Origin of the sequence: Quisquiliibacterium transsilvanicum, assembly GCF_014202215.1 — a bacterium.
Classification (GTDB): Bacteria; Pseudomonadota; Gammaproteobacteria; order Burkholderiales; family Burkholderiaceae_E; genus Quisquiliibacterium; species Quisquiliibacterium transsilvanicum.
In genome coordinates, this window is record NZ_JACHGB010000003.1 from 570,794 (window position 1) to 591,249 (window position 20,456).

Below are 20,456 nucleotides of genomic sequence, written 5' to 3' on the forward strand. Positions count from 1 at the left end.
CCAGATCCGCCCGATGGACCAGATCCGCATCCGCGGCGCGCGCACCCACAATCTCAGGAACGTCAGCCTCGACCTCCCCCGCAACCGCCTGGTGGTGATCACCGGGCTGTCGGGCTCCGGAAAGTCCTCGCTCGCGTTCGACACCCTCTATGCGGAGGGACAGCGCCGTTACGTGGAGTCGTTGTCGGCCTACGCGCGGCAGTTCCTGCAGCTGATGGAGAAGCCGGACGTCGACCTGATCGAGGGCCTGTCGCCCGCAATCTCGATCGAGCAGAAGGCGACCAGCCACAATCCGCGCTCCACGGTGGGCACGGTCACCGAGATCCACGACTACCTGCGCCTGCTCTATGCGCGCGCCGGCACGCCCTACTGCCCCGAGCATCCCGCCAACGCGCTGGAGGCGCAGAGCGTCGCGCAGATGGTGGATTCGGTGCTGGCGCGGCCCGAGGGCGCCCGGCTGATGATCCTCGCGCCGGTGCTGTCGAACCGCAAGGGCGAGCACGTCGACCTGTTCGACGACCTGCGCGCGCAGGGCTTCGTGCGGGTGCGCATCCGCACCGAGGGCCAGGCCGAGGCGCGCATCGAGGAACTCGAAGGCGAAGGGCCGGCCCTCAACGGCAGGCAGCGCCACGCGGTCGACGTGGTGATCGACCGGATCAAGGTCGCGCCCGGGCTGCGCCAGCGGCTGGCCGAGTCCTTCGAGACCGCGCTGCGCCTCGGCGAAGGCCGCGTGATCGTCCAGCAGATGGACGACGGAACCGAGCAGCTCTTCTCCAACCGCTTCGCCTGCCCCGACTGTGGCCACGCGCTGCGCGAGCTCGAGCCGCGGCTGTTCTCGTTCAACAACCCGCTGGGCGCCTGCCCGGAGTGCGACGGCCTTGGCGCGGTGCAGTTTTTCGACCCGAAGCGGGTGGTGCTGTTCCCGAACCTGAGCCTGGCCTCGGGGGCGATCAAGGGCTGGGACCGGCGCAACCAGTTCTACTTCCGCCTGTTGCAGAGCCTGGCGGCGTTCTACGGCTTCGACATCGACACCCCCTTCGAGCAGCTGTCGGAGCGCGTGCGCCACGTGGTGCTGCACGGCTCGGGCAGCGAGCGCATCCCGTTCGACTACCTCGGCGACGGCGGCCGCTCGGTGGTGCGCGAACATGCCTTCGAGGGCGTGATCCCCAACCTCGAGCGCCGCTACCGGGAGACCGACTCGGCGAACGTGCGCGAGGAGCTCGCCAAGTACCGCAACACCCAGCCCTGCCCGACCTGCGACGGCACCCGCCTGCGCCTGGACGCTCGTTTCGTGCGCGTGGGGCCGCGCGGCGCCGACAAGCCGATCTGGGAGGTGTCACGCTGGACGCTGCGCCAGGCGCTGGCCTGGTTCGACACGCTGGACCTGCCCGGCGCCCGGCACGCGGTGGGCGAGCGCATCATCCGCGAGATCGCCAGCCGGCTGCGCTTCCTCAACAACGTCGGCCTGGAGTACCTGTCGCTGGACCGCTCCGCCGAGACGCTGTCGGGCGGCGAGGCCCAGCGCATCCGGCTCGCGTCGCAGATCGGCTCGGGGCTCACCGGCGTGATGTACGTGCTCGACGAACCCTCGATCGGCCTGCACCAGCGCGACAACGACCGGCTGATCGAGACCCTGCGCCATCTGCGCGACCTCGGCAACACGGTGCTGGTGGTCGAGCATGACGAAGACGCGATCCGCGCGGCGGACTGGGTGGTCGACATGGGCCCGGGCGCGGGCATCCACGGCGGCGAGGTGGTGGCCCAGGGCCGCCCGGACGACATTGCCGCGACGCCCGGCTCGCTGACCGGGCAGTACCTGTCGGGCAGCCGCCGGATCGAAGTGCCCGCCCTGCGCGCCCCGCCCGGCGAGCGCCGGCTGACGATCCGCGGCGCGCGCGGCAACAACCTCGCTTCGGTCACCGTCAACATCCCGCTCGGACTGCTGGTGTGCGTGAGCGGCGTGTCCGGCTCGGGCAAGTCCACGCTGGTCAACGACACGCTGCACAACGCGGTCGCGCGCCACCTGTACCGCTCACAGGCGGAGCCCGCGCCGCACGACGGCATCGACGGCCTCGAGCACCTGGACAAGATCATCGCGGTCGACCAGAGCCCGATCGGCCGCACGCCGCGCTCGAACCCGGCCACCTACACCGGGCTGTTCACACCCATTCGCGAGCTGTTCGCCGAGACGCCGATCGCGCGCGAGCGTGGCTACGGTCCGGGGCGCTTCTCCTTCAACGTGAAGGGCGGCCGCTGCGAGGCCTGTGAAGGCGACGGGATGATCAAGGTGGAGATGCACTTCCTGCCCGATCTCTACGTGCCTTGCGACACCTGCCACGGCAAGCGCTACAACCGCGAGACCCTGGAAGTCCTCTACAAGGGGCAGAGCATCGCCAACGTGCTGGCGATGACCGTCGAGCAGGCCGCCGGCTTCTTCTCCAGCGTGCCGCTGATCGCGCGCCGGCTGCACACGCTGCTGGAGGTGGGCCTCGGCTACATCGGCCTGGGGCAGAGCGCAACCACGCTCTCGGGCGGCGAGGCGCAGCGCGTGAAGCTGTCGCAGGAGTTGTCCAAGCGCGGCACCGGACGCACCCTGTACATCCTCGACGAGCCGACCACCGGCCTGCACTTCGAGGACATCGCCCTGCTGCTGCGCGTGATCCACGCGCTGCGCGACGCTGGCAACACCGTGGTCGTGATCGAGCACAACCTCGACGTCATCAAGACCGCCGACTGGGTGATCGACATGGGCCCGGAGGGCGGCGCCGGCGGCGGCCGCGTGGTGGCCCAGGGCACGCCCGAGGAGGTCGCCGGAGTCGACGGGAGCCACACGGGGCGCTACCTGGCGGCGGCGCTGCGGCGCGGCAGCCAGCTCAGCGAAACCTCGACCCAGGCTCAGGCTCAGCGCTCGCCGTAGGCCTCGAATCGCTCCAGCACGCGCAGCATCTGCGCGTCGTCCAGGATCACCGGATCGCCCAGCTGCAGCGCCTGCCAGTACATCCGCGCCAGGGCCTCCACCTCCACCGCGAGCGCCAGCGCGGCCTCCAGCGAGGCGCCGAAGGCGAGCATCCCGTGGCTCGCCAGCAGGCAGGCCCGCCTGCCCTGCAGCGCGGCCAGCGCGCCGGCCGAGAGCTCCTGCGTACCGAAGGTCGCATAGGGCGCGCAGCGGATGTCGTCGCCCCCGGCCACCGCCACCATGTAGTGGAAGGCGGGAATTCCGCCGGCCTGGCCGCGCGCCGAGCAGGCGAGCGTGGTGGCGAACGGAGGGTGGGCATGGACCACCGCCCCGGCCTGCGGGCGCGCAAGGTACAGGTCGCGATGGATGCGCCACTCGCTCGACGGCGGATGCAGGCCGTCGATTGCCGGCATCCCTTCACCGGCGGCCAGGGCCATCCAGACGATGTCGTCGCCATCCATCCGCTCGTAAGCGAGTGCCGACGGGGTGACCAGCATGCCCTCGGCGGCGCCGCGGTCCCAGCGCAGCGACACGTTGCCAGCCTTGCCCTGGTTGATGCCGAGCGCGTTCATCCGCAGGCAGGCGTCGACGACTGCGGCGCGCGCGTCGTCCTCGCACGCCAGCACCGTGTCCTGGCGGCCGCTCACCGGGCCTCCTGCGACGGCGACGCGCCGGCCGGCCGGGCGCCCTCCGCTGCGGAGCGCCCGAGGGCGGCCCGGACGCCCTCGGGAGAGGCATCCGTCGGGCCGTGCTCGGTGATCAGGGACGCCACCAGCCTGGCCGGCGTGACGTCGAAGGCCGGATTGAAGGCGGGGCTGCCGTCCGGCGTCAGCTGCACCTCGACCATCCCGCCCTGCGGCCCGCGTCCCCGGATGTGGGTGACCTCGCGGGGATCCCGAGCCTCGATCTCGATTGCCTCGCCGTCGGCGGTGCCGGGATCGATGCTCGAGATCGGGCAGGCCACGTGGAAGGGAATCGCATTGTCGGCCGCCGCCAGCGCCTTCAGGTAGGTGCCCACCTTGTTGGCGACGTCGCCGTTGGCTGCGACCCGGTCGCAGCCAACGATCACCGCGTCCACCCGGCCCTGACGCATCAGCAGCCCCGCCGCGTTGTCGGAAATCACGGTGTGCTGGATGCCGCGGTCGCCAAGTTCCCAGGCGGTGAGGCTGGCGCCCTGGTTGCGGGGCCGGGTCTCGTCGACCCAGACGTGCACCGGCACGCCGGCCTCGGCCAGCGCGTAGACCGCGGCCAGCGCCGTGCCGTGCGCCACGGTCGCGATCCGCCCGGCATTGCAGTGGGTGAGCACCTGCAGCGCAGCGCCCGCGCGCCGCAGCGGCGCCAGCAGCGCCGCGCCGTGCAGGCCGATCGACCGGTTGCAGGCAGCATCGTCGTCGCAGATTGCAGCCGCCTCCGACCAGGCGGCCTGCGCGCGCGCGGCCGCGGGCAGCGCCGCCACCCGGGCGGAAACCCGGTCCAGCGCCCAGCGCAGGTTGACCGCGGTGGGGCGCGTGGCCAGCAGATCATCGCGCGCCCGCGCCAGGCCGGCATCGGTCGGGTCGGTGCGCAACGCGAAGGCCAGCCCGTAGGCGGCGACCGCGCCGATCAGCGGCGCGCCCCGGACCTGCATCGTCCTGATCGCCCGTGCGCAGTCCTCCTCGCCGCCCAGCTCGAGGAGCACGTCCTCGAAGGGCAGCAGGGTCTGGTCGCGCGTGAGCAGCCGGCCCTGCGCGTCGATCCAGAGGGTGCGGGGAGCGGTGCTCGACATTGAGGATTGTCCTGGCAGGGTCTTCCGGCAGGCACTAAGCTGCCGGGTTGTTCGTTCCCGCCCGGTGGCCGCTCTCGGCCGCGGCGGGGTTCCTGGCGCCGATTGTAGGCGACCGGGGCGCCCCTGCCGGCGCCCGCGGCTGAAGACGATGACCGACGTCACCCTGATTTCCGTGTTCCTCGTGGGCCTGCTGGGCGGCCTGCATTGCGCCAGCATGTGCGGCGGCATCGTCTCGGTGATGTCGATGGCCGCTGGCCGGCGCGCGAGGCCGGAACGCGCGCCACCGCGGGTGATCCCGATCGTCCCGGAGCGGACGCAGACCCCGCTGCCGGTGCTGCTGGGCTACAACCTGGGCCGCATCCTCAGCTACACCATCGCCGGCGGCCTGGCCGGCGCGGTCGGCTCGGCCGCCTTCCTGGCGCGCGGGGTGCTGCCGGTGCAGCAGGTGGCCTTCATCGCCGCCAACCTGGTGCTGGTGGGAATGGGCCTGTACCTGACCGGCGCGCTGCGCTCGGTCGCGGTGCTCGAGGTGGCCGGCCAGGGCCTGTGGCGGACGCTGCGCCCGCTCGCCTCGCGGCTGCTGGCCGCTGACCGCTTCGGCCGCGCCTTCGCAGCGGGAATGGTATGGGGCTGGGTGCCCTGCGGAATGGTCTACGGCGTGCTGATCGCTGCGCTGGTCAGCGGCAGCGCGCTCGACGGTGCTGCGCTGGCGCTGGCCTTCGGGCTGGGTACACTGCCCAACCTGCTCGCGCTGGGCTGGTCCGCGCACGCCGCCGGCCGATGGCTCGGCAAGCGCCCGGTGCGCATCGCGGCGGGCCTGCTGGTGATCGCCTTCGGGCTCGCCGGATTGGCGCGCCTGGACCCGCTGGCGCACGTCCACCAGATCGTCGACGCCTGCCTGAGCTTCTTCTGATGCCCACCTCGCTGACCGCCCCGGCGCCCGCGCCGACCGCCGCTGCCGCCACCGTCGCCGGCTCGCCGGCGTGCTTCCACTGCGGACTGCCGGTGCCCGCGGGCGGCCGCTGGCGCGTCCGCCTCGACGGCGCCGAGCGCGAGATGTGCTGCGCCGGCTGCCAGGCGGTTGCGCAGGCGATCGTCGACGCCGGCCTGGACGACTACTACCGGCACCGCACCGAGCCCGCCGCGGGCCCCAGCGCGGTGCCGCCGGAACTGGAGGCGCTGGCCCTCTACGACGAGCCGGACGTGCAGTCGCGCTTCGTGCGCGGCGACGCGGCCAGCGCCGAGACCACGCTGATGCTGGAGGGCCTGCGCTGCGGCGCCTGCGTCTGGCTGATCGAGCGCACCCTGGCGGCGCAGCCCGGCGTGACCGCAGCATCGGTGAACTTCGCCACCGAGCGCGCGGTCCTGCGCTGGGACCCGTCGCGCACCCGGCTGTCGACGCTGCTGGCGCGCGTCGGCGCGATCGGCTACCGGGCCATGCCCTACGACGCGCAGCAGCGCGAGGCCCAGCTGGCGCGGACCACCCGGTCGCTGTTCCGGCGCATGTTCGTCGCCGGGATCGGCATGATGCAGGTGATGATGTACGCGGTGCCGGTCTACACCGCGGCGCCGGGCGACATCGAGTGGCAGTACGAACAGCTGATGCGCTGGGCCAGCCTGCTGCTGACGATCCCGGTGATCCTGTACTCGGCCCAGCCCTTCTTCGCCGGCGCGCTGCGCGACCTGCGCGCCCGCAGCCTGGGAATGGACGTGCCGGTGGCGCTCGGCATGGGCGCGGCCTTCGCCGCGAGCGCGTGGGCGACCGTCACCGGCAAGGGCGAGGTCTATTTCGACTCGGTGACGATGTTCGCCTTCCTGCTGCTCGCTGCCCGCTACCTGGAGTGGATCGCCCGACGCCGCGCCAGCCGCGCGGTCGACGCGATGGCGGCGGCGCTACCCGAGCGGGTGGCGCGGCTGGTGGGGGTCGGCGCCCATCCGGACGAGGGGCAACTCGCCGCGGCCGAGGCAGAGGCAGTTCCGGCCATCCGCGTGGAGCCGGGCGACCTGCTGCGGGTGGCGACCGGCGACCGGATCGCGGTCGACGGAGTGATCCTGGCCGGCACCACCTCCATCGACCAGTCGCTGCTCACCGGCGAGTCGATCCCGGTGCTGCGCCGCCCCGGCGACGAGGTGCCCGGCGGCGCGATCAACGCCGGCAATCCCTTCTACCTGCGGGTGCTGCGCCGCAGCGCCGACAGCACGCTGTCGACGATCGAGCGGCTGATCGAGCGCGCAGCGATCGAGAAGCCCGCAATTGCGCTGGCGGCGGACCGGGTCGCCGGCTGGTTCGTCCTGTGCCTGCTGCTGTTCGCCTCCGCGGTGTTCGCGGCCTGGTGGTTCACCGACCCCGAGCGCGCGCTGCCGGTGGCGATCGCGGTGCTGGTCGTCTCCTGCCCCTGCGCGCTGTCGCTGGCGACCCCGGCGGCGCTTGCCGCCGCCACCGGTGCAGCCACCCGGCATGGCGCCCTGGTCGCCAGCGGCCGCGCGCTGGAAACCATGGCGGCAGCCACCGACGTGGTCTTCGACAAGACCGGCACGCTGACCGAGGGCCGCCCCCGGCTCGCCCGGCTCCAGACCTGGGATGGGCTGGACCGCGGGCAGGCGCTGTCGCTGGCCGCCGCGCTGGAAGCCGGTTCGCCGCACCCGCTGGCGCGAGCGCTGGTCGAGGCGGCCGGCGCCACCGACGGCCGGGCCGCGGCGACCGGCATCGAACAGCACCCCGGGCTGGGCGTGGAGGCCGACATCGGCGGCCGCCGCCTGCGGCTGGGCTCGCGCAGCTTCGTCGCGCAGTGGACGCCGCTGCCCGTGGACGCCGGCGCAGGCGGCTCGGAGGTCTGGCTCGCCGCGCGCACCGGCGTGCTGGCCCGCTTCGAGCTGCGCGACGAACTGCGCGCCGACGCAGCGCAGACGGTGACCCGCCTCGCCGCGGACGGCCTGCGGGTGCATCTGCTGTCCGGCGACCACACCCACGCCGTCGCCGCCGTCGCCGAGGCGCTCGGCGTGACGCGCGTCCGTGCCGGCGCCTCGCCGTCCGACAAGCTGGACTATGTCCGCGCGCTGCAGCGTGACGGGGGGCGCGTGCTGATGGTGGGCGACGGCATCAACGACGCCCCCGTGCTCGCCGCCGCCGACGTCTCGATCGCGGTCGGGCAGGCCACCGCGCTGGCGCGCACCTCGGCCGACGCGGTGCTGCTGTCGCCGAACCTCGACATGGTTCCGCGCCTGCTCGGCCTGGCGCGGCGCACGCGCCGTGTCGTGCTGCAGAACCTGGGCTGGGCCACCGCCTACAATCTCACCGCCATCCCCGCCGCCGCGCTGGGCTACGTGCCCCCCTGGCTCGCCGCGGTCGGCATGTCCGCCAGCTCCCTGCTGGTGGTCGGCAACGCACTGCGGCTGCGGCTCGGCGCGCCGGGTGCGCGGCGCTGAGCAGCCGACGGAACCTCGATGGAATCCCTCTACCTGCTGATCCCGCTGAGCCTGGCCATCGTCGCGCTCGCAGTCTGGCTCTTCTTCCGGATGTCCGACAGCGGCCAGTTCGACGACATGGAAGGACCAGCCCACAGCATCCTGATGGACGACGACCGTCCCGGGAACCGCGGACGGCCCGCACCGGACGAGGCGGACGGCGCACAAGGCGCGGCGGGCGACACCGGCGACACCGGCAGGGCGGGCCGCGCCGCAGCAGTCGAACGTGGCGCCGAAGCCTCCTCCGACTCCCCCCGCGGCCGGGCTTGATCATTGTCAATGCGGCAGTGCAGCGTGCAAGATACCTTCCGGTGGCGCCGCAAGGCGCCGTAATTCTTGTAGGCTGCCAACGAAGCCGCCGGTCTCATCTCTGAGGGAGAAAACAATATGGGCAGTCAGCCTGTCGCTGCGGGCGCGGACTCCTACAACTACAAGGTTGTCAGGCAGTTCGCGGTCATGACCGTGATATGGGGAGTGGTGGGCATGCTGGTCGGCGTAATCATCGCCGCCCAGCTCGCGTGGCCCGCGCTCAACTTCGACCTCCCCTGGATCACCTACAGCCGGCTGCGGCCGCTGCACACCAACGCGGTGATATTCGCCTTCGGCGGCAGCGCGCTGTTCGCGACCTCGTACTACGTGGTGCAGCGCACCTGCCAGACCCGGCTCTTCCTCGGACCGCTGGCCGCCTTCACCTTCTGGGGCTGGCAGCTGGTGATCGTCGCCGCGGCAATCACCCTGCCGCTGGGCCTGACCAGCAGCAAGGAATACGCCGAGCTCGAGTGGCCGATCGACCTGCTGATCGCGGTCGTCTGGGTCAGCTACGCGATCGTCTTCTTCGGCACCATCGCCAAGCGCAAGACGCCGCACATCTACGTGGCCAACTGGTTCTTCGGCGCCTACATCCTGACGATCGCGCTGCTGCACATCGTCAACAGCGCGTTCATCCCGGTCTCGCTCACCAAGTCCTACTCGGCCTACGCCGGCGTGCAGGACGCGATGATCCAGTGGTGGTACGGCCACAACGCGGTGGGCTTCTTCCTCACCGCCGGCTTCCTGGGAATGATGTACTACTTCATTCCCAAGCAGGCCGAGCGGCCGGTGTACTCCTACCGGCTGTCGATCGTGCACTTCTGGGCGCTGATCTTCACCTACATGTGGGCCGGCCCGCACCACCTGCACTACACCGCGCTGCCCGACTGGGCGCAGAGCATCGGCATGATCTTCTCGCTGGTGCTGCTGGCGCCGTCCTGGGGCGGCATGATCAACGGCATCATGACCCTCTCGGGCGCCTGGCACAAACTGCGCAACGACCCGATCCTGAAGTTCCTCATCGTCTCGCTGTCGTTCTACGGCATGAGCACCTTCGAGGGGCCGATGATGTCGATCAAGACGGTCAATGCGCTGTCGCACTACACCGACTGGACGGTCGGCCACGTGCACTCCGGCGCGCTGGGCTGGGTCGGCTTCATCACGATGGGCTCGATCTACTACCTGATCCCGCGCCTGTTCGGCCGCACCGAGATGTACAGCAAGCGGCTGATCGAGCTGCACTTCTGGGTTGCCACCATCGGCGTCGTGCTCTACATCGCAGCGATGTGGATCGCCGGAGTCATGCAGGGCCTGATGTGGCGCGCCACCAATCCGGACGGCACGCTCACCTACGCGTTCGTCGAATCGGTGAAGGCCACCTACCCGTACTACGTGATCCGCCTCGTGGGCGGGCTGCTCTACCTGACCGGCATGCTGATCATGTTCTACAACGTGATGAAGACCATCGCCGTCGGCAAGGCCGAGGATGCGCGCATCCCCGCCGTCGTCGCGCACGCCTGACCGGCCGCCAGGAGAAGAAATCGTCATGAAACACGATGCAATCGAAAAGAACATCGGCCTGATGATCGTGCTGATCCTGCTGGTGGTCAGCGTGGGCGGTCTGGTCGAGATCGTCCCGCTGTTCTTCCAGAAGTCCACGACCGAGCCCGTCGCGGGGCTCAAGCCGTACAACGCGCTGCAGCTCAGCGGCCGCGACGTCTACATCCGCGAAGGCTGCAACAACTGCCATTCGCAGATGATCCGCCCGTTTCGCGCGGAGACCGAGCGCTACGGCCATTACTCGGTGGCCGGCGAGTTCGTCTACGACCGCCCGCACCTCTGGGGCAGCAAGCGCACCGGGCCGGACCTGGCCCGGGTCGGCGGCCGCTACACCGACGAATGGCACCGCATCCACCTGATGAACCCGCGCGACCTGGTGCCCGAGTCGAACATGCCCGGCTATCCGTGGCTGGCGCGCGCACAGGCCGACGACGGCTACATCCAGGCGAAGATGCGTGCGCTCAACAAGCTCGGCCATGGCTACCCCGACGACGAAATCGCCAAGGCGCCCGAGGAACTGAAAGGCAAGACCGAGATGGATGCGCTGATCGCCTACCTGCAGGTGATGGGCACCAGCCTGAAGAAGGTGCAGTGACCATGGACATCAACGTGGTTCGCGGGCTGATCGCAGCGGTCAGCTTCGCCACCTTCATCGGAATCGTCGTCTGGGCCTGGGGGCCCCGCCGCAAGAAGCGCTTCGACGAGGCGGCCAACCTGCCCTTCGCCGACGACGACCGCTCCGGTCACGCCTGAGGAGAACAAGAAATGATCGCGGACTTCACGAGCTCCGGCTGGAGCGTGTACATCATGGTGCTGACCGGCCTCGGGCTGGTCGCATGTTTCTGGCTGACCTTCATCCTGTCCAAGAAGCGCACCGGGGGCGGCGAGGTCGAGACCACCGGCCACAAGTGGGACGAGACCCTCGAGGAATACAACAACCCGCTCCCCCGCTGGTGGATCTGGCTGTTCTACCTGACCATCGTCTTCGCGGTGCTCTACCTGGTGCTGTACCCGGGCTTCGGCTCGAACAAGGGGGCTTTCGGCTGGAGTTCCACCGGGCAGTACGACAACGAGGTCGCCAAGGCCAAGGCGGTCTACGAGCCGCTGTTCGCCAAGTACCTGCAGCAGGAGGTGTCGCAGGTCGCCGCCGACCCGGAGGCGCGCGCGATGGGCGAGCGCCTGTACCTGACCTACTGCGTGCAGTGCCACGGCTCCGATGCGCGCGGCAGCAAGGGCTTCCCGAATCTGGCGGACAACGACTGGATCTGGGGCGGAGAGCCGCCGGCCATCGAGCAGACCCTCCGCGAAGGCCGCAACGGCGTGATGCCGCCGATGGCCGCGGCGGTGGGCACGGCAGCCGACGTCGAGGACGTCGCCAGCTACGTGCTCTCGCTGTCCGGCAGCGGCCACGATGCGCTGAAGGCGGCCCGCGGCCAGGCCAAGTTCGCAGCCTGCGCGGCCTGCCACGGACCCGAGGGCAAGGGCAACCCCGCGCTGGGCGCCCCCAACCTGACCGACAAGACCTGGCTCTACGGCGGCTCGCTGGCGTCGATCGTCGAGACCATCAACAACGGCCGCAACAACCAGATGCCCGCCTTCGGCGAACTGCTGGGCGAAGGCAAGATCCGCGTCCTCGCCGCGTACATCTGGGGAATGTCCAACACCCCAGCGCGCTCGGCGTCCGCGCAGCAGTGACCGGACGGAGCCCGGTGCACTCGTCGGCACGGCAGCTAGGCCGCGACGGGCGGCAGCGGGTTCCACCGGCCAACCCCCCGGGGCTGGCCGCAGGCGTCCCCCGCCGCAGGGACGCCACTTCCCCGCAGCACCCCTTCGGCAGCGCACCATGACATCCCCTCCCCTGAAGCCCGCGACCGCGACCGCCACCGGCGGGAAGAGCGGCGAGGTCGATCTCTACGAGGTCCGCCAGAAGATCTATCCGCGCGCGGTGACCGGCTGGTTTGCCGGCTGGCGCTGGCTGCTGGTGTGGCTGACGCAGATCGCCTTCTACGGAGTGCCCTGGCTCACCTGGAACGATCGCGCCGCAGTGCTCTTCGACCTGGAGGCGCGGCGCTTCTACCTGTTCGGAACCGTGCTGTACCCGCAGGATTTCATCTACCTGACGGGCCTGCTGGTGATCTCGGCGCTGGCGCTGTTCCTGTTCACCGCGGTCGCGGGCCGGCTGTGGTGCGGCTTCGCCTGCCCGCAGACGGTCTACACCGAGATCTTCATGTGGATCGAGCGCAAGGTCGAGGGCGACCGCCAGAAGCGCATGAAGCTCGACAAGGGGCCGGCCTCCGCGCGCAAGCTCGGACTGAAGGTGCTCAAGCACGCGCTCTGGATCGCGGTCGCGCTGTGGACCGGCATCACCTTCGTCGGCTACTTCACGCCGATCCGCGAGCTGCTGAGCCATATCGCCTCGCTGGGCACCGGCCCATGGGAGACCTTCTGGGTGATCTTCTACGGCTTTGCCACCTACGGCAACGCCGGCTTCCTGCGCGAGCAGGTCTGCAAGTACATGTGTCCGTACGCGCGCTTCCAGAGCGCGATGTTCGACAAGGACACGATGATCGTCACCTACGACCGGGACCGCGGAGAGCCGCGCGGCTCGCGCTCGCGCAAGGCCGACCCGGCGGCGCTGGGGCTGGGCTCCTGCATCGACTGCGGCCTGTGCGTGGAGGTCTGCCCGACCGGCATCGACATCCGCAAGGGGCTCCAGTACGAGTGCATTGGCTGCACCGCCTGCATCGACGCCTGCGACCAGGTGATGGACAAGATGGGCTACCCGCGCGGGCTGATCCGCTACGACACCGAGAACGGCCTCGCCAACGGCTGGAACCGCAGCCAGCTCTGGCGCAGGGTGTTCCGCCCGCGCGTGCTGGTCTACACGGGCGTCCTGGCGGCGATCACCATCGCGCTGTTCACCCACATGGCGCTGCGCGTGCCGCTCAAGGTCGACATCATCCGCGACCGGGGCACGCTGGGCCGGGAAGTCGAGGACGGTCTCATCGAGAACGTCTATCGCCTGCAGTTCATCAACAGCGCCGAGTCCGCGCGGCGCTTCCGCATCTCGGTCGATGGCATCGACACCATCTTCGTCGCCTCCGACCCCGAGGTGGCGGTGGACGCGGCCGGCAACCGCATGGTGCCGGTGCGGGTGCGGGTGCAGCCTGGCAAGGGCGCGCCGGGCAGCAACACGATCCGCTTCAGCATCGTCGACACCGCCGACCCCTCGGTGACGGTCGACGAGAAATCCACCTTCTACGTCCCCCGGTGATGCAATGGCAGGCACGATGACCCATTCCCGCGTCCCCTGGTACCGCCAGCTCTGGCCCTGGCTGCTGATGCTGATGCCGGCCACCGCGCTGGTGGGAGGCGTGATCACCTTCTGGCTCGCGGCGACCACCAACAATTCGCTGGTGGTGGATGACTACTACCGCGAAGGCAGGGCGATCAACATGCAGCTCGCCAGGGATCGCGCAGCGCAGTCGCTTGGGCTGGCCGCGACGCTGTCGCGCGCCCCCGGCGGGGCGGAACTGCGCCTGACCGGCTCGACGGGAGCGGCGCTGCCGCCCTTCGTGACGGTGCATGTGCTCCATGCCACGCGTTCGGAACTGGACCGCACGCTGATGCTGGCGGCCGCAGGCGGCGGCCTGTACCGTTCGCTGCAGGAGCTGCCGCTGGACGGCCGCTGGAACGTGATGATCGAAGACCCGGACCGCACCTGGCGGCTGACCGGCAGCGCCGCCGGATTCGCCAACGCGCTCGAAATCGCCGCGCCGCGGCCGTGACCGCCAGCTCAACCCACAGGGAACATCGTGAACAAGCCGATCGGTGATCGCAAGGTGGGCCGCATCCTGATGCAGGTGCTGTGGCCGGCATTCCTGATGTCCATCGTCGCTGAAGGCGTCTTCTTCTCGATGATCGACCCCCAAGAGCTCGACGTGGTCGGCCTGCATCTCGCCGACAGCCGGGAGGCCGCCTACACGATCGGCTTCTTCGTGTTCTGGGGCCTGTTCACGATCTCGAGCGGGCTGACCTACCTGCTGGCGCACGGCGGCCAGCCGCCTGCAGAGCTGCTGCAGACGCCCGAAGACCGCAAGCACCAGGACAAGGCGCTGATCGGGCGCTGAGCCCGCGGCGCCCGGCGCAGCGCCGGACCGCGCACGACTATCCCGGGGCATTCCCGCGCTTCCCCGCGGCGCGTGTCACGCAGGCCTGAACACGAACATCGCCCGCATCCCGCCGTCCTCCCACCGTCCCGCAACGATCTCGCCCTGCGCCGGCGATACCCCCAGCGCAGCGACCACGTTGACCTGGTGGGTGACCAGCACTGCGTTCGCAGGCGCACGAAGCTCGCGCGCGAAGGCCAGCACCTGGGCGGTCTGCGCAGGCTCCCGGGCCCGGTCCTCGAAGAAGGAATCGAGCGGCGGCCAGGGCTCGTACTGGCCGAAAGCGAGTTCCGCGGTCTCGCGGCAGCGGCACCAGGCGCTCGAGCGCACCAGCGAAGGCACGATGCCCGCGGCACGCAGCGCCTCGCCAGCCGCCCGCGCCTGCCGGCGGCCAGCCTCCGAGAGATTGCGCTGCGTCGCGCAGCGGTCCAGCCGGAAACCGGGCGGATCGCCGATGCCGGGCTCGGTCTGCGCATGGCGCATCATCAGCACCCATCCGCCAGTGCGCAGTCGCGCCGCCGCGCCGTCGAGCTCCAAACGGCCGATGGACTGGGCCTGCGCCGGCGCCGACGCCGTCAGCAGGCGCGACACAGGCAGAAGCGCCGCAGCCGCCAGCAGGGCGCGCCTGCTCCGCAGGCCGTGGCTCATGCCAGGCCCTCCCGCAGGCCGTCGCTCATTTCGCGCCCCCTCGCAGGCCGTGGCTCATTCCGCGCCCTCCCGCCGCGCGTCGCGCAAGCGCCCGATGAGACGACGGTCGCGCTTGGTCGGGCGGCCGTGCTCGATCGCTGCCGCCGGGTCCGCCGCCAGCGCGCGGCGCGCCTGCGCCTCGACCCGCGCGCGCACCGATGCCTCGGTCTCCTCGTAGAGCGCCTGGGCGACCGGCGCCGGCCCGCGCAGGCCCGACAGCGCGGCCACCCGGACCGTGCGCTCCACCTCGGCGCCCCGCACGCGAATCTCGTCGCCGATCCGGACCTGGCGCGAGGGCTTGACGCGGTCGCCGCCGACCAGCACTCGCCCGCCCTCGATCGCCTCGCGCGCAAGCCCGCGAGTCTTGAAGAAGCGCGCCGCCCAGAGCCACTTGTCGATGCGTAGGTCGTCGCTCATCGCGTCCTGATCCGGCTGGCAACGGCAATCCGCTCGATTTGCGGATGCGGCGTTGCAGCATAAAGTCGGTGCCTAGCCGGCATTTTAGGCATACTAGCGCCCCGCATGGCCGGATCCGGAGTGTCGCTCCGCGCTTCGCCGCCAAGCCTGCAATATCCGGGGCGCCGACGGCGGCGCGCCGAACCCACACCAGGAGTCCACGTGACGGTACCGATCAAGGAACGCTATTTCGAGGACTACCAGGTCGGTGAAACCTTCGAGTACGGCAACTGCACGGTCACCGAGGAGGAGATCGTCGAGTTCGCCACCCGCTACGACCCGCAGTCCTTCCATGTCGACAAGGAGGCCGCGCAGCAGAGCATCTTCGGCGGCCTGATCGCCAGCGGCTGGCTGACCGGCTCGCTGATGATGCGGATGGCGGTCGACCACATGATCTCGCCGCTCTCGAGCATGGGCTCGCCGGGAATCGACGAGCTCCGCTGGGTCAAGCCGGTCCGGCCCGGCGATCGCCTAAGGGTGCGCGCCACGGTGCTGGCCTCGAAGCAATCCCAGACCAAGCCCGACCGGGGCGTGATCGAACTGCTGCAGGAGGCGATCAACCAGGACGACGAGGTCGTGATGAGCATCCGCGGCTGGGGGATGTACCGCTGCCGCAGCGCCGCAGCGTCCTGACCGGCCGCCAGCGGCACAACCGCTGCGGCCCGCCCTTCGCGCGGCGCGCACCTGCGCCACCTGCGCCACCTGCGCCACCTGCGCCACCTGCGCCACCTGCGCCACCTGCGCCACCTGCGCCTACATCGCCCTGAACTGCGCCGCGTACTGCCGGCTCACCGCGAGCCGGACCTCGCGCCCGCCCGCCGCGGCGGGCCGCAAATGCACGAAGGTGCGTCCGGCGAAGTCGCGCCGGATCGTGTCGATGGCATCGAGGCTCACGATCGTCGAGCGGTGAACCTGCGCGAAGCGCGCCGGATCCAGCGACGCGGCCAGTTCGGACAGCGGAATCCGCACCAGCGCGGTGGCGTCACGGGTCACCACCGAGACGTACTTGTCCTGCGCCTGCAGGTACAGGATCTCCTCCACCGGGATCTGGCGGATCACGTCGCCGACGCTCGCCCGGAGGAAGCGCAGCCAGCCCTGTCCCGCGCCGCCTGCAGGCAGCTGGCGCTGCAGCAGCGCGAGCAGCCTGCCCAGGTCTTCGGTGGACGAGCCCGGTGTGCGCTGTGCGAGCGCGTTCCGCAGCCGGGCCACGCATCGCTCGAGGCGGTCGGAGGACACCGGCTTGAGCAGGTAGTCCGCCGCGGCAGCCTCGAAGGCCTCCACCGCGTACTGATCGTAGGCGGTGACGAACACCAGCGCGGGCGGACTGGCGAGCCCTGTCAGCGCGGCGGCGACCTCAAGCCCGCTCGGTCCGGGCATCCTGATGTCCAGAAAGGCCACGTCGGGACTCAGCGCCCGGATCGCGGCGAGCGCGTCGTCACCGTTGTGCGCCACGCGCAGCACGTCCAGTTCCGGCCAGGCCTGGGCGAGCATGCGCCGCAGCGCGTCGGCCAGCGCCGGTTCGTCCTCGGCGATCACCGCGGTCGCGTGCAGGCTGCCGCTCATCGGGCCGCCACTCCCGGCAGGCGCATCCGGGCAACGGCACCCCCTCGCGGCCCGGCTTCGAGCACCACCCCGGCCCCCTCGCCGAGGGCGAGCCGCAGGCGCTCGCCGAGGTTGGCGAGCCCCGTTCCGCCGGTCGCCTGCGCAAGCCCGGCGACGCCGAGCCCCTGCCCGTCGTCCTCCACCTCCAGCGCCCAGCCTGCACCGGCCGGAACTGCGCGCACCTCGATCGAGCCGCCTTGGCGGCTCGGCTCGATCCCGTGCTTGATGGCGTTCTCCACCAGAGTGAGCAGCGAGGCCGGAGGCAGCTGCAGGCGCTCCGCCTGCGGCGGCACCGCGTAACGTACCGAGAGCCGGGCGCCGAGCCGCAGCTGCATGACCCCCAGGTAACCGCGCACCGACTCCAGCTCCTGCGCCAGGGTGACGAGAGAAGCGGACATGTTGCGCGACGAAGAACGAAGGTAGACGACCAGCGCGTCCAGCAGCCGCTGCGCGCCAGAAGGGTCCGCCTGCATCAGCGCGCTGACGCCCGCCAGCGTGTTGTAGAGGAAGTGCGGCTCGATCTGGGCGTTGAGCAACTGCAGGCGCGCCGCGATCAGTTCGCGCTGCGCGTCGGCCCGTTCCCGGCGCTCGCGCTCCCGCGCCAGCTGCTGTCCGCGCAGGCGGTTTACGCCGGCAAAGAGCAGCATCGTCAGCAGGGCCCAGACCGGCGGGATCGCCAGCAGGAAACCGGACGCGCGGCCGAGGTGCGCGGCGACCAGCCCCGCGTCGCCGAGCCGCATCCAGGTGGCGCCGGCGTAGCCGAGCCAGCTGCCTGCGAGGACCACGCTGACCACATAGGCCGCGCGAAGCGTGCCTGGCAGCGTGAACATGTCAAAGCGCAGTCCGTGACCGAGCCCCGCGAAGAGCGCGTGGATCGTGAAGCCGATCGAGTGGCTGACGAGCAGGTTGGCGCCGAATCCCCCAGTGCGCGGCACGAACTGGGTGAGCGCGAGCGCGACCAGCGTACTGATCGCTGCGGTCCAGGCCCAGGGAGCCCAGCCGGGCCCGTCCGGCCGCGGCGTCCAGGCGCTCAGCAGCGAACGACCAACGCCGCCCAGCATGCCGGCTGCACTCACCGGCGGCCGCTCTCGATGCGCCGGACCTCCCGCTCGACCAGCCGCCGGCGGATCGCGTCGAACGGGCCGAGCACGACCAGCGCGTGCACCAGCAGCCCGATGCCCCAGCCGGCTGCCGGGAAAAGGGGCCATGCTCCGCTGCCCGCGGACCAGGCGACGAGGACCAGCATCCCGTTGACCACGAGGTACACGGTCGCGTGGACGAGGAGGCCGAGCTTGCGGCCGGCAATCCGCTGCGCCTCGCGCAGCACGGGATCGTTCGGAAGGGTCGGGGACATCGTGGCCTCCTGTCAGAACTGCTGCGCCGCCGCCGCAACGACCAGGCGGGGCAGCTCGACGAACAGCATCGCGTGCAGCGCGCGGCCTGGCAAGGCCGCCGCGATGATCCCCGCCACGACGAGGCCCGCGTAGGCACCCGCAATCCAGCGCCGGTGCCGCCGGAAATCGCGCGCGCGGGCGTGGAAAAGCGCCATCGCGAGCGAGACCAGCGTGAACACGGAGAGCGCATGGATCGGGCTGAAGCCGGCGAGCCAGGCGACGCCGAGTCCGCTCCTGAGCCAGAACGAAGACAGCGAAGTGACCAGCATCGCGAGCAGCCAGAGATACCCGACCGTGCGGTGCCGCGCACCGCGGCGGGCGGCAAGCAGCTGCCAGGCGCCCAGCAGCAGGGCGGCGAGCGCCGCGAACAGGTGGACCATCATCGGGGTGGGGAGCGACGCGCTCATCGCCTTCTCCATTGGGGGTGGGGACGAGACCATCCTGCGCGCCCTGACCGCGCGCGGCGGAGGTTTGCGACGAACGCGCGGCAAGGCGGCGCCAGTTGCCCGGCCGCGGCGCGAACGAAAAAACGGCCTGCCGTGCGAACAACCGGCAGGCCGTCGAGGCTGGCGCGCAGGAGCCTCAGCGCGGCAGCTCGCTCGCCCCCATCAGGAACTCGTCGACGGCGCGCGCGCACTGGCGGCCCTCGCGGATGGCCCAGACCACCAGCGACTGGCCCCGGCGCATGTCGCCGGCGGCGAACACTTTCGGTACGCTGGTCGCGTAGCAGCCTTCACCGTCGGTGCCGGCCTGCGCGTTGCCGCGGCCGTCCTTCGCCACGCCGAAGGCGTCGAGCACCGGCGCCGCTGGCGAGACGAAGCCCATCGCGAACAGCACCAGGTCGGCGGGGATCTCCCATTCGGAGCCGGGCACCTCGACCATCTTCATCTGACCGCTGGCCTCGTCCTTCTGCCACTCGACGCGCGCCGCCACCAGCGCCTTGACGTTGCCCTTGGCATCGCCCTTGAAGCCCTTGGTGGTGACCGCCCAGTCGCGCTCGCAGCCTTCCTCGTGCGACGAGGAGGTGCGCAGCTTCACCGGCCAGTAGGGCCAGGTCAGCGTCTTGTTCTCCTGCTCGGGCGGCTGCGGCATCACCTCGAACTGGGTGACCGACTTCGCGCCCTGGCGGTTGCTGGTGCCGACGCAGTCGGAGCCGGTGTCGCCGCCGCCGATGACCACGACGTTCCTGCCGGTGGCCAGGATCTGGCCCGTCACCTTGTCGCCGGCGACGACCTTGTTCTGCAGCGGCAGGAACTCCATCGCGAAATGGACTCCCTTGAGCTCGCGGCCGGGCACCGGGAGGTCGCGCGGCTGCTCGGCGCCACCGGTCAGCACCACCGCGTCGAACTCCTCGAGCAGCTTCGCGGGGCTGACCGATTTCTTCGCCCAGTTGCTGATTCCGGAGAGCTGGCCGTCCTTGCCGACGAAGACGCCGGTGCGGAACACCACTCCTTCGGCCTCCATCTGCTCGACGCGCCGGTCGATGTGCGACTTCTCCATCTTGAAGTCGGGAATGCCGTAGCGCAGCAGCCCGCCGATCCGGTCGTTCTTCTCGAACACCGTGACCTCGTGCCCGGCGCGCGCCAGCTGCTGCGCGCAGGCCATCCCCGCCGGGCCCGAGCCGACCACCGCCACCGACTTGCCGGTCTTGCGGGCCGGCGGCTGCGGCAGCACCCAGCCCATCTCCCAGCCCTTGTCGATGATGGCGTGCTCGATGGACTTGATGCCCACCGGGTCGCTGTTGATGTTCAGCGTGCAGGCCGCCTCGCAGGGTGCGGGGCAGACCCGGCCGGTGAACTCCGGAAAATTGTTGGTCGAGTGCAGCGTCGCGAGCGCCAGCTTCCAGTCGCCGCGATAGACCAGGTCGTTCCAGTCCGGAATGATGTTGTTGACCGGACAGCCGCTCTGGCAGAACGGAATGCCGCAGTCCATGCAGCGCGCGCCCTGCTGCGACGCCTCCTTGTCGGAGAGGTGCAGCACGAACTCGCGGTAGTGCTTGAGGCGCTCCGGCGCGGCCTCTGCCGCCTCCTGAAGGCGCTGGAACTCGAGAAAGCCGGTGATCTTGCCCATGGCGTCGCAGATTCCCTGATGTT

Annotated in this window: 21 protein-coding genes; 12 read left to right on the plus strand and 9 right to left on the minus strand. The window is 70.7% G+C overall.

Annotation, left to right across the window (positions count from 1 at the left end):
* The first annotated feature begins 13 nt into the window (after nucleotides 1-13).
* On the plus strand, nucleotides 14-2,917 hold the full coding sequence (uvrA, locus tag HNQ70_RS09125; protein ID WP_183966773.1) for an excinuclease ABC subunit UvrA: 2,904 nt from the start codon (nucleotides 14-16) through the stop codon (nucleotides 2,915-2,917).
* Here the strand turns inward: uvrA and HNQ70_RS09130 are convergent.
* Both HNQ70_RS09130 and mtnA read right to left on the minus strand, forming a co-directional pair.
* The gene (locus HNQ70_RS09130; protein WP_343060707.1) at nucleotides 2,902-3,603 is read right to left on the minus strand and encodes a class II aldolase/adducin family protein; all 702 of its coding nucleotides are present in this window, start codon (nucleotides 3,601-3,603) and stop codon (nucleotides 2,902-2,904) included. The genes uvrA and HNQ70_RS09130 overlap by 16 nt on opposite strands.
* Complete coding sequence (mtnA, locus tag HNQ70_RS09135) at nucleotides 3,600-4,721, minus strand: S-methyl-5-thioribose-1-phosphate isomerase (RefSeq protein WP_183966537.1); 1,122 nt, start codon at nucleotides 4,719-4,721, stop codon at nucleotides 3,600-3,602. The genes HNQ70_RS09130 and mtnA overlap by 4 nt, the downstream gene beginning before the upstream one ends.
* A 148-nt stretch (nucleotides 4,722-4,869) precedes the next feature.
* On the opposite strand from mtnA, the gene HNQ70_RS09140 reads away from it, so the two are divergent.
* The 10 genes from HNQ70_RS09140 (at nucleotide 4,870) to HNQ70_RS09185 (ending at nucleotide 14,185) form a co-directional block, all read left to right on the plus strand.
* Nucleotides 4,870-5,634 carry a sulfite exporter TauE/SafE family protein gene (locus HNQ70_RS09140; RefSeq protein WP_183966539.1) on the plus strand — a complete coding sequence of 255 codons (765 nt, stop codon included), beginning with the start codon at nucleotides 4,870-4,872 and terminating at the stop codon, nucleotides 5,632-5,634.
* Nucleotides 5,634-8,147, plus strand: a complete 2,514-nt coding sequence (locus tag HNQ70_RS09145; RefSeq protein ID WP_183966541.1) for a heavy metal translocating P-type ATPase — start codon at nucleotides 5,634-5,636, stop codon at nucleotides 8,145-8,147. Before HNQ70_RS09140 ends, HNQ70_RS09145 begins: the two co-directional genes overlap by 1 nt.
* An 18-nt stretch (nucleotides 8,148-8,165) precedes the next feature.
* Nucleotides 8,166-8,456, plus strand: coding sequence for a cbb3-type cytochrome oxidase assembly protein CcoS (ccoS, locus tag HNQ70_RS20635; protein ID WP_183966543.1), 291 nt, complete (start codon nucleotides 8,166-8,168; stop codon nucleotides 8,454-8,456).
* Between the two features lie 117 nt (nucleotides 8,457-8,573).
* Nucleotides 8,574-10,016, plus strand: coding sequence for a cytochrome-c oxidase, cbb3-type subunit I (ccoN, locus tag HNQ70_RS09155; RefSeq protein ID WP_183966545.1), 1,443 nt, complete (start codon nucleotides 8,574-8,576; stop codon nucleotides 10,014-10,016).
* 25 nt (nucleotides 10,017-10,041) lie between these two features.
* A complete protein-coding gene (gene ccoO, locus HNQ70_RS09160) occupies nucleotides 10,042-10,650 on the plus strand; it encodes a cytochrome-c oxidase, cbb3-type subunit II (RefSeq protein WP_183966547.1) in 609 nt (202 codons plus the stop codon).
* Nucleotides 10,651-10,652: 2 nt separating this feature from the next.
* On the plus strand, nucleotides 10,653-10,808 hold the full coding sequence (locus HNQ70_RS09165) for a cbb3-type cytochrome oxidase subunit 3 (protein ID WP_183966776.1): 156 nt from the start codon (nucleotides 10,653-10,655) through the stop codon (nucleotides 10,806-10,808).
* Between the two features lie 15 nt (nucleotides 10,809-10,823).
* A complete protein-coding gene (gene ccoP, locus HNQ70_RS09170) occupies nucleotides 10,824-11,750 on the plus strand; it encodes a cytochrome-c oxidase, cbb3-type subunit III (RefSeq protein WP_183966777.1) in 927 nt (308 codons plus the stop codon).
* A gap of 148 nt (nucleotides 11,751-11,898) precedes the next feature.
* Complete coding sequence (ccoG, locus tag HNQ70_RS09175; RefSeq protein WP_183966549.1) at nucleotides 11,899-13,329, plus strand: cytochrome c oxidase accessory protein CcoG; 1,431 nt, start codon at nucleotides 11,899-11,901, stop codon at nucleotides 13,327-13,329.
* A gap of 16 nt (nucleotides 13,330-13,345) precedes the next feature.
* Nucleotides 13,346-13,843: a FixH family protein gene (locus HNQ70_RS09180; RefSeq protein ID WP_183966551.1), complete on the plus strand. Its 498-nt coding sequence runs from the start codon at nucleotides 13,346-13,348 to the stop codon at nucleotides 13,841-13,843.
* 27 nt (nucleotides 13,844-13,870) lie between these two features.
* On the plus strand, nucleotides 13,871-14,185 hold the full coding sequence (locus tag HNQ70_RS09185) for a hypothetical protein (protein WP_183966553.1): 315 nt from the start codon (nucleotides 13,871-13,873) through the stop codon (nucleotides 14,183-14,185).
* 75 nt (nucleotides 14,186-14,260) lie between these two features.
* Here HNQ70_RS09185 and HNQ70_RS09190 read toward each other — a convergent pair whose 3' ends face one another.
* Both HNQ70_RS09190 and HNQ70_RS09195 read right to left on the minus strand, forming a co-directional pair.
* Nucleotides 14,261-14,872, minus strand: a complete 612-nt coding sequence (locus HNQ70_RS09190) for a histidine phosphatase family protein (RefSeq protein ID WP_183966555.1) — start codon at nucleotides 14,870-14,872, stop codon at nucleotides 14,261-14,263.
* 54 nt (nucleotides 14,873-14,926) lie between these two features.
* Nucleotides 14,927-15,328 carry an RNA-binding S4 domain-containing protein gene (locus tag HNQ70_RS09195; protein WP_183966557.1) on the minus strand — a complete coding sequence of 134 codons (402 nt, stop codon included), beginning with the start codon at nucleotides 15,326-15,328 and terminating at the stop codon, nucleotides 14,927-14,929.
* Nucleotides 15,329-15,529: 201 nt separating this feature from the next.
* On the opposite strand from HNQ70_RS09195, the gene HNQ70_RS09200 reads away from it, so the two are divergent.
* Nucleotides 15,530-16,000, plus strand: coding sequence for a MaoC family dehydratase (locus HNQ70_RS09200; protein ID WP_343060708.1), 471 nt, complete (start codon nucleotides 15,530-15,532; stop codon nucleotides 15,998-16,000).
* A 120-nt stretch (nucleotides 16,001-16,120) separates the two neighbouring features.
* Here HNQ70_RS09200 and HNQ70_RS09205 read toward each other — a convergent pair whose 3' ends face one another.
* The 5 genes from HNQ70_RS09205 to HNQ70_RS09225 form a co-directional block, all read right to left on the minus strand.
* Entirely contained in the window at nucleotides 16,121-16,930 is an 810-nt protein-coding gene (locus HNQ70_RS09205; protein WP_183966561.1) for a LytR/AlgR family response regulator transcription factor, read from the minus strand.
* A complete protein-coding gene (locus HNQ70_RS20520; RefSeq protein ID WP_183966563.1) occupies nucleotides 16,927-18,045 on the minus strand; it encodes a histidine kinase in 1,119 nt (372 codons plus the stop codon). The genes HNQ70_RS09205 and HNQ70_RS20520 overlap by 4 nt, the downstream gene beginning before the upstream one ends.
* Nucleotides 18,042-18,323 carry a 2TM domain-containing protein gene (locus HNQ70_RS09215; RefSeq protein ID WP_183966565.1) on the minus strand — a complete coding sequence of 94 codons (282 nt, stop codon included), beginning with the start codon at nucleotides 18,321-18,323 and terminating at the stop codon, nucleotides 18,042-18,044. The genes HNQ70_RS20520 and HNQ70_RS09215 overlap by 4 nt, the downstream gene beginning before the upstream one ends.
* 12 nt (nucleotides 18,324-18,335) lie before the next feature.
* Nucleotides 18,336-18,770 (minus strand): DUF2306 domain-containing protein, encoded by a 435-nt coding sequence (locus HNQ70_RS09220; RefSeq protein ID WP_183966567.1) that lies wholly within the window; start codon nucleotides 18,768-18,770, stop codon nucleotides 18,336-18,338.
* A 175-nt stretch (nucleotides 18,771-18,945) separates the two neighbouring features.
* Entirely contained in the window at nucleotides 18,946-20,433 is a 1,488-nt protein-coding gene (locus HNQ70_RS09225; RefSeq protein WP_183966569.1) for a glutamate synthase subunit beta, read from the minus strand.
* Between the last annotated feature and the right edge of the window lie 23 nt (nucleotides 20,434-20,456).